The organism is Streptomyces sp. SID5910 (assembly GCF_009862125.1).
In the GTDB taxonomy this organism is placed as follows: domain Bacteria; phylum Actinomycetota; class Actinomycetes; order Streptomycetales; family Streptomycetaceae; genus Streptomyces.
In genome coordinates, this window is the sequence record NZ_WWHX01001031.1 from 1 (window position 1) to 8,509 (window position 8,509).

7 protein-coding genes are annotated in these 8,509 nt (G+C 73.5%); 3 read left to right on the forward strand and 4 right to left on the reverse strand.

From position 1 onward, the window contains the following. Nucleotides 1-2,065, forward strand: a 2,065-nt coding sequence (gene glgX / locus GTW67_RS36625; protein WP_161169016.1) for a glycogen debranching protein GlgX, incomplete at its 5' end; no start/stop codon positions are given. Nucleotides 2,066-2,250: 185 nt separating this feature from the next. Continuing rightward, complete coding sequence (locus tag GTW67_RS36630) at nt 2,251-3,666, forward strand: sulfatase family protein (protein ID WP_161169017.1); 1,416 nt, start codon at nt 2,251-2,253, stop codon at nt 3,664-3,666. A 13-nt stretch (nt 3,667-3,679) separates the two neighbouring features. Here GTW67_RS36630 and GTW67_RS36635 read toward each other — a convergent pair whose 3' ends face one another. Genes GTW67_RS36635 through GTW67_RS36650 form a run of 4 tightly spaced genes read right to left on the reverse strand, consistent with a single transcriptional unit; the run spans nt 3,680 to nt 7,251 of the window. Continuing rightward, a complete protein-coding gene (locus GTW67_RS36635) occupies nt 3,680-4,321 on the reverse strand; it encodes a response regulator (protein ID WP_161169018.1) in 642 nt (213 codons plus the stop codon). Then, nucleotides 4,314-5,564, reverse strand: a complete 1,251-nt coding sequence (locus tag GTW67_RS36640) for a sensor histidine kinase (RefSeq protein ID WP_161169019.1) — start codon at nt 5,562-5,564, stop codon at nt 4,314-4,316. Before GTW67_RS36640 ends, GTW67_RS36635 begins: the two co-directional genes overlap by 8 nt. A gap of 38 nt (nt 5,565-5,602) precedes the next feature. Further along, nucleotides 5,603-6,352 (reverse strand): ABC transporter permease, encoded by a 750-nt coding sequence (locus GTW67_RS36645; RefSeq protein ID WP_161169020.1) that lies wholly within the window; start codon nt 6,350-6,352, stop codon nt 5,603-5,605. Continuing rightward, entirely contained in the window at nt 6,349-7,251 is a 903-nt protein-coding gene (locus tag GTW67_RS36650) for an ABC transporter ATP-binding protein (RefSeq protein WP_161169021.1), read from the reverse strand. The genes GTW67_RS36645 and GTW67_RS36650 overlap by 4 nt, the downstream gene beginning before the upstream one ends. A gap of 148 nt (nt 7,252-7,399) precedes the next feature. Between GTW67_RS36650 and GTW67_RS36655 the strand changes: the two genes are divergently transcribed. Beyond that, nucleotides 7,400-8,509 (forward strand): ABC transporter ATP-binding protein (locus GTW67_RS36655; protein ID WP_237519209.1); only part of this gene is annotated, 1,110 nt, incomplete at its 3' end.

Consider the following 8,509-nt stretch of genomic DNA (forward strand, 5'->3'; position numbering starts at 1 on the left):
GTGGGCGGGCGGGGCGGAGGCGGTCGAGCTGTGCCTGTTCGACGGGCCGGGTCCCGGGGGTGCGGAGCGGCGGGTGCGGCTGACCGAGCTGACGCACGAGATCTGGCACGGCTTCGTGCCGGGCGTGCTGCCCGGGCAGCGCTACGGCTTCCGGGTGCACGGCCGCTGGGACCCGTGGACCGGCGCCCGCTGGAATCCGGCGAAGCTGCTGCTGGACCCGTACGCGCGCGCGGTGGACGGTGAGTTCGCGCTGCCGCCGGAGGTGTACGGGCACGTCCGCGACTGGCCCGAGCAGCATGTGGCGGACACCGTGCGCGACGACCGGGACTCGGCGCCGTACGTCCCGAAGGGCGTCGTCGTCCACGATGACGACGACTGGTCGGACGACCGCAGGCCCAAGACACCATGGGCGGACTCGGTCATCTACGAGCTGCACGTGCGCGGCTTCACCAAGCGGCACCCCGGCATCCCCGAGGAGCTGCGCGGCACGTACGCGGGTCTCGCGCACCCGGCGGCGATAGCGCACCTGGTGAAGCTGGGCGTGACGGCCGTCGAGCTGCTGCCGGTGCACCAGTTCGCGCACGAGGACCATCTGCTGAAGCGGGGCCTGCGGAACTACTGGGGCTACAACTCGGTCGGCTACTTCGCCCCGCACGCCGCCTACGCGGCCTCCGGTACGACGGGGCAGCAGGTCGGCGAGTTCAAGCGGATGGTGCGCGCGCTGCACGAGGCGGGCATCGAGGTGATCCTCGACGTGGTCTACAACCACACGGCGGAGGCGGGCGAGCTGGGCCCGACGCTGTCCCTGAAGGGCATCGACAACCGCGGCTACTACCGCCTCCAGCACGACGTCCGCCGCTACGCCGACTACACCGGCTGCGGCAACACCCTGCACGTCGTCCAGCCGCACGTCCTGCGTCTGATCACCGACTCGCTGCGCTACTGGGTGACGGAGATGGGCGTGGACGGCTTCCGTTTCGACCTGGCGGCGGCGCTGGCCCGCTCGATGCACGACGTCGACATGCTCTCCCCCTTCCTCGCGGTGATCGCGCAGGACCCGGTGCTGCGCCGGGTGAAGCTGATCGCCGAGCCGTGGGACGTCGGCTCCGGCGGCTACCAGGTGGGCGCGTTCCCACCGCTGTGGACGGAGTGGAACGACCGCTACCGGGGCGCCGTACGGGACTTCTGGCGCCACGCGCTGCCGGACGTGCGGGAGATGGGTTACCGCCTGTCGGGCTCCAGCGACCTGTACGCGTGGGGCGGGCGGCGGCCGTACGCGTCGGTCAACTTCGTCACCGCGCACGACGGCTTCACGCTCCGCGACCTGGTCAGTTACGAGCGCAAGCACAACGAGGCCAACGGCGAGGGCAACCGGGACGGCGCGGACGACAACCGGTCCTGGAACTGCGGCACGGAGGGCGAGACGGACGACGAGGGCGTCCGCGCGCTCCGGCGGCGCCAGTTGCGCAACCTGCTGACCACGCTGCTGCTGTCGACGGGCGTGCCGATGCTGGTCGCGGGCGACGAGATGGGGCGCACGCAGCGCGGCAGCAACAACGCGTACTGCCAGGACAACGAGATCAGCTGGGTGGACTGGAGCCTGCTGGACGACCCGGACTGGCGGCCCCTGTTCGAGCTGGCCTCCCGGCTGATCGCGCTGCGCCACCGGCATCCGGTGCTGCGCCGCCGCGCCTTCTTCTCCGGCCGGGCCCACTCGGCGGACGGCCTGCGCGACCTGGCCTGGTTCACCGCGCGGGGCACGGAGATGACGGAGGGCGACTGGTACGCGCCCGCCGCCACCCTCGGCATGTACCTCTCCGGGCGGGACATCCCCGGCCGGGACGAGCGCGGGGCGCCGATCACCGACGACAGCTTCCTCGCCGTCCTGCACGCCGGCGAGGCGCCGGTGGAGTTCGTGCTGCCGGCGGCGCCGTGGGCACAGCGGTACGAGGTGGTCGTGGACACCGGCCGGGAGGAGCAGTCGGGGGCACCGGGCGAGGAGTACGCGGCGGGAGCGCCGGTGACGGTGCCGGGCCGGACGGTGCTGCTGCTGCGGGCGGGCTGAGCGGGGCCGCGGGAGGCGTGTGTTGCGGCTTCTTGTCGGCTTCGTGAACGCGTCGGTGATCTTCTTGACCGGTTCCCGGCCCGGCTGGCAGCGTCCCAGGTCATGAGGTCCGCAGCCGCTCTCCGATGTCGCTGATCCGCGCCTTCTCCCTCTTCTCTCTCCCTTCTCTTCCCCCTGGATCACGCATGCCCGAGATATCCCGTCGTGTCTTCGGTGGTCTGGTCGGCGGCGGGGCGGTGACGGCTGTCGCGGGTACGTCCGCCGACGCGTCGGCCGCTTCCGGCTCGGCCGCTCCCGCCGAGCGCCCGTTCCGGTCCCGCCCCGCCTCCGCGCGTCCGCGCAGGCGCCCGAACATCCTGTTCATCCTCGGCGACGACCTCGGCTGGGCCGACCTGTCGTCGTACGGCGCCCCGCACATCCGGACGCCGAACCTGGACCGGCTCGCCGCGCAGGGCGTGCGGTTCACGGACGCCTACTCGGGCTCGGCGACCTGCTCCCCCACCCGCTTCAGCCTCTACACGGGCCGCTTTCCGGGCCGGACGAAGGGCGGGCTGGCCGAGCCGATCGGCAACCGCACGCAGGGCCTGGACCCGCACCACCCGACGCTCGCGTCCCTGCTGAAGAAGGCCGGTTACGCGACCGCCCTCATCGGCAAGTGGCACTGCGGCTGGCTGCCGGACCACAGCCCCACCAAGTCGGGCTGGGACGAGTTCTTCGGCAACTTCGGCGGCGCCCTGGAGTACTTCTCCAAGCTGGGCCAGCTCGGCGACTACGACCTGTACGAGGGCGACGCCACCTACAAGGACCTGCGGTACTACACGACCGTGCTGACCGAGCGGGCCGTCGAGTACGTCGGCCGCGACCACGACAAGCCGTGGCTGCTCAACCTCAACTTCACCACCCCGCACTGGCCGTGGCTGACCGAGGACGACCAGGAGACGGCCGCGGGGATCGCCGCCGAGATCCGCTCCGGGAACGTGCTGGGCGCGCTGCTGCACAACGACGGCGGCTCGGTGGAGAAGTACAAGGAGATGGTCGAGAACCTGGACGCCTCGGTCGGCAAGGTCCTCGCCGCGCTGCGCCGCTCCGGGCAGGAGGAGAACACGCTCGTCGTCTTCGCCAGCGACAACGGCGGGGAGCGCTTCTCGTACCAGTGGCCGCTCAGCGGCGGCAAGTCGGAGCTGCTGGAGGGCGGCATCCGGGTGCCGACGATCCTGCGCTGGCCGGCCGGCGTCGACGCCCGCCAGGTCAGCCACCAGCCCGTCTACTCCCCCGACTGGACGGCCACCCTGCTGGAGCTGGGCGGCGCCCGGCCCGACCCGGCGTACCCGCTCGACGGACACAGCTTCGCCGGTTATCTGCTGCGCGGCGAGAAGGTGCCCGAGCGCGACCTGTTCTGGCGGGTGCGGGGCAACCGGGCACTCAGGCGCGGCGACTGGAAGTACTACCGCGACGCGGACGGCCGGGACCACCTGTTCGACCTGGCGGCCGACGCCCGCGAGCAGGCCGACCTCGCCGCGGACCGGCCCGCGCTGCTCGCGGAGCTGAGGGCGGCCTGGGAGAAGACCGACGCCGGGCTGCTGCCGTACCCGGCGGCGTGAGGCGGGCCCGTCGTCAGCCGAGGATGCCCCGGTCGTAGGCCACCGCGACGGCCGCGGCGCGGTCGTTGACGCCGAGCTTGGCGTACACGTGGGTGAGGTGGGTCTTCACGGTCGCCTCGCTGATGAACAGCTCGCGGGCGATCTCCTTGTTGGAGGTACCCCGGGCGACCAGGGCCAGCACCTCGCGTTCGCGGGCCGAGAGCGCCTCGCCGGGCGTCCTCGGGGCGCGGACCGCCGAGACCAGGCGGGAGGCGACGGCCGGGGACAGCACGGTGCGGCCCTGCGCCGCCGCGCGGACCGCGGTGAACAGGTCGTCGCGGGGCGCGTCCTTGAGGAGGTAGCCCGTCGCGCCGGCCTCGATGGCGGGCAGCGTGTCGGAGTCGGTGTCGTACGTGGTCAGGACGAGGACCTTGGCGCGGGCGCCGCGCCGGGTCAGCTCCCGGATGGCGTCCACGCCCCCGCCGCCGGGCATCCGCAGGTCCATGAGGATCACGTCCGGGTCCAGGGCGGCGGCCCGCTCCAGCGCCTCGGCGCCGTTCGCCGCCTCGCCGAGGACGCGGAAGCCGGGCGCGGCGGCGAACATGCCGCGCAGGCCGTCGCGGACGACGGGGTGGTCGTCCACGACGAGCAGGGAGATCGGGGCGTCATCAGTCATGGCGGACCAACGGTACGCGAGCCGAGACGGCCGTGCCGTGGCCCGGCTCGGTCTCGACGGTGAGCGACCCGGCGATGCGCTCGGCGCGGGCCCGCATGCCGTCGAGACCGAAGCCGCCGGCGCGGGTGCGGGCGGGCACGGCGAGCGGGTCGAAGCCCCGGCCGTCGTCGCGGATGTCGAGGGTGACCTCGTCGTCCATGTAGGACAGGGTGACGCCGAGCCGGCCGGCGCGGGCGTGGCGGGCGGCGTTGGACAGGGCCTCCTGGGCGATGCGCAGGAGGGTGGCCGCGACCTCGTCGTGCAGCGGTTCGGCGGTGCCGGTGGCGGTGAACGCGGCGCGCACGCCGGTGCGTTCGCCCCACTCCGTCACCGTCTTCTCCAAGGCCCCGGGCAGGCCGTCGTCGGCCAGGGCGACGGGGGCGAGGTTGTGCACGGAGCGGCGGGCCTCGCCGAGGCTGTGCCGGGCCAGCGCGGTCGCCCGGTCCATGTGCTCGCGGGCCAGGTCCGGGTCCGGGGTGTTCGCGACGACCTGGAGCTGGGCGATGATGCCGGTCAGGCCCTGGGCGAGCGTGTCGTGGATCTCGGCGGCCAGCCGCCGGCGCTCGTCGGCGACGCCCGCCTCCCGGGCCTGCACGAGGAGCTGGGCGTGCAGGGCGGCGTTCTCGTCGAGGGCCTGTTGCAACGCGGTGTTGGTGCGCTCCAGTTCGGCGATGGTCTCGACCCGGGCGCGGCCACGGGCCTCCTCCAGGGCGGCGAAGTGCGCGAAGAGGGCCAGCAGCATGCTGTTGACGGTGAGGATGGCCCCGAAGAGCACCCAGCCCATGACGCCGTGCGGCGGCAGCCCGCCCGACTGCGAACCGGCGAGCGTCACGGCGGTGGCGAACAGTCCGGCGCCCACCAGGCGCCGGGGCAGCAGGTGCTGGGCGCCGAAGTAGCCGGCGACCGCGTAGAAGGCGAACAGCGGGTTCATCCACGTCAGGGCGAAGCCGATCGCCCAGCGGACGGCGTAGTAGCAGCTGCCGGCCGCGGAGGGGTCCGGGCGGGTGCGCGCCGCCCGGTTCCAGACCAGCTGGAGGACGACGGCCGCGGCGACGAGGGCGCCGCTCGCCCGGCGCTCGGCCGTGGTCATGCCGACCGCGTCGGCGGCCGACCAGGAGACCAGGGTGCCGACGGCCAGCAGCCCGTAGGGGCCCCAGCGGTGGAACACCGCCCACCGCTCGTCGACCGCCGTCGTGTCCGTCATGGCGCCATTGTCGGCCACGCCCGTCCCGGCCCAGCCGCTCACTCCCACCGGAACCAGCGCGCGGCCGCCGCCGTGAGCAGCACCGTCCAGGCGACCAGCACCGCTAGGTGGTCCCAGCCGGGCCAGTCGCCGGCGGCGGCCGCGTTCAGGGCCTGGGCGGCGGCGCCGAAGGGCGTGAAGCCGACGACGCGGGCGAGCACGTCCGGCATGGCCTGCACCGGCAGCCACACCCCCGCGCAGAACATCGCCGGGAACATCGCGGCCGACCCGATCGCACCGGCGATCTTCGTGGTGCGGGACAGCGCGGAGAGCAGGGCGCCCAGGGCGAGCGAGGTGAGCACCGCGAGCACCAGCGCGAGGAGGTAGCCCAGCGGCTGCGCCGGGAGCGTCACGCCGAAGCCGAGCCGGCCCACAGCGAGGGCGAGCAGGGCGGACAGCAGCGAGGTGCCGCCGAAGACCAGCATCTGCGCGGCCAGCAGCGCCGACGGCGGCACGGGCGTGGTGGCGAGCCGACGCAGCACACCGCGCTCCCGGTGGCCGGTGAGGGTCTGCGGCATGCCCTGGAGCCCGCCGAAGATCAGGCCGAGCAGGACGGCCACCGGCACATAGGCGTCGACGGGGCGCAGGCCGCCGAAGGACGGGTCGGCCTCGCGGAAGGACGGGATCGAGCCGAGGACCACCAGCAGCAGGGTGGGGAAGAGCAGGATCCAGAAGACGGCGCCGGGTTCGCGCCGGAACAGGCGGATCTCCGTGCGCAGGACGGCCGGAACGATGACGGGGGTGCTCATGCCGTGGTCTCCGTGAGGTCCAGGAAGGCGTCGTCCAGCGTGGCGTCGGTGACGCGCAGCTGGTGGGCGGTGACGCGGTGGCGGGCGAGGAGGGTCAGGAGGGCGTTCACCGTCTCGTCGGTGCCGGACAGCGTGATCCGGCCGTCCCTGTGGTCGACGGAGGCGAGGTGGGGCAGCGCGCTCAGGTCGCCGTCGTCCAGCGGGGCGGACGGCGTGAAGCTGATGACGGTCGCGCCCGCGGAGCGCCGGATCAGGCCGGCCGGGGTGTCCAGGGCGGCGACGCGGCCCCGGTCGACGACCGCGATGCGGTCGCACAGGCGCTGCGCCTCCTCCATGAAGTGCGTGACGAGGAGGACGGTGACGCCGCCCGCGCGGATGTCCTCGATCAGCTCCCAGGTGTCCCGCCGGGCCCGCGGGTCGAGTCCCGTGGTCAGCTCGTCCAGCACCACGATGCGCGGGGCGCCGACGAGGGCGAGCGCGATGGACAGGCGCTGCTTCTGGCCGCCGGAGAGCTTCGCGAACCGGGTGTCCAGCTTGGGGCCGAGGCCCAGCCGTTCGGCGAGCGGGCGCCAGTCGGCGGGGTGCCGGTAGAAGGAGGCGTACAGCTCCAGCGCCTCGCGGACGGTCAGTTTCGGCTGGAGCTCGCTCTGCTGGAGCTGGGCGCCGAGGACCCGGGCGACCTCCTCGTGGTCGGCCACGGGGTCGAGGCCGGTGACGCGTACGCGGCCCGCGTCGGGGACGCGCAGGCCCTCGACGCACTCGACGGTGGTGGTCTTGCCGGCGCCGTTCGGGCCGAGGATGCCGAAGATCTCGCCCTCCTCGACGGCGAACGACACCCCGTCGACGGCGGGGCGGCCCCCGTAGGACTTGCGCAGGTCGGTGACTTCGATGACGGGCATGCCACCAGCGTCCCGGCACACCGGGGTCCGGCACATCGGCCGGTGCGCTCGACGGCGCATCAACCGATCGGACGATGCCTCCGTACGACCCCGGCGCGGGCGGAAACTCGGTGGGAAGTGTCAGTGGTGAACCGTAGGCTCGCTGCTGATGCCCACGACACCTGCCCCCGCCCCGGACTCCGTCGGCAAGCGGTCCGCCGTGCGTTCCCTGCTGCGGCTGTGGCCGTACGTCCGCCCCGTGCGGGCCCGGCTGTCGACCGCCGCGTTCATCGCGATCCTCGCCTCCTGCGTGGGGCTGGTGATCCCGCTCGTCCTGAAGTGGATGGTGGACGGTCCCGTCGCCGACCGGGACCCGGCGGGCGTGTGGCTCGGCGCGCTGTACCTGCTGCTCCTGGGGCTGGCGGAGGCGCTGCTGTTCGGGCTGCGGCGCTGGCTGGTGGCCCGGCCGCTGGCGGGCGTCGAGGCGGGCATGCGGGCGGACCTGTACCGGCATCTGCAACGGCTGCCGATCGCCTTCCACGACCGGTGGGCCTCGGGTCAGTTGCTGTCGCGCGGCACGACGGATCTGATGCTGCTGCGCATGTTCCTCGCCTTCCCGCTGACGTTCCTGCTGGTCAACGGGGTCACGATCCTGATCGGCGTGGGCATCATGCTGGTGCAGGACTGGACGCTGGGGCTGATGATCCTCGGGCCGGCCCTGCCGATGATGCTCACCTGCGCGGTCTTCGAGCGGAAGTACTCCGAGGTGGCGCGGCGCGCGCAGGACCAGGTCGGGGACCTGACGACCGTGGTCGAGGAGAGCGTGCTCGGCATCCGCATCATCAAGGGCTTCGGGCGGCACCGCAGCCAGGCCCGCGCCTTCCACGAGCTGTCGCACACGCTGCGGGGCACGGAGCTGCGCAAGGCGCGGCTGCTGGCGGCGATCTGGGCGGTCATCGTGACGCTGCCGGAGCTGGCGATCGGGGCGGCGCTGGTGGTGGGGGCGGTGCAGGTGGCGGACGGGGCGTTGTCTGCGGGGACGCTGGTGGCGTTCCTGTCGACGGCGCTTGCGCTGCGGTGGCCGGTGGAGTCGATCGGGTTCCTGCTGGCGATGAGTCAGGAGGCGGCGACGGCGACCGACCGGTACTTCGAGGTGATGGACGCGGAGATTGAGTCGACGGGGGGTGTCAGTGGGCCTGCGTCCGTGCCGGGGGGTGGGGTGCGCGGCCCGGCGGTGCGGGGTGCCGCTGCGCCCACCCGTGCCGCCCCAGCGGCACGA

Coding starts and splice junctions, on each gene's coding strand:
- GTW67_RS36630 (WP_161169017.1), top strand. CDS start 2,251: ATGCCCGAGATATCCCGTCGTGTCTTCGGTGGTCTGGTCGGCGGCGGG.
- GTW67_RS36635 (WP_161169018.1), bottom strand. CDS start 4,321: ATGACTGATGACGCCCCGATCTCCCTGCTCGTCGTGGACGACCACCCC.
- GTW67_RS36640 (WP_161169019.1), bottom strand. CDS start 5,564: ATGACGGACACGACGGCGGTCGACGAGCGGTGGGCGGTGTTCCACCGC.
- GTW67_RS36645 (WP_161169020.1), bottom strand. CDS start 6,352: ATGAGCACCCCCGTCATCGTTCCGGCCGTCCTGCGCACGGAGATCCGC.
- GTW67_RS36650 (WP_161169021.1), bottom strand. CDS start 7,251: ATGCCCGTCATCGAAGTCACCGACCTGCGCAAGTCCTACGGGGGCCGC.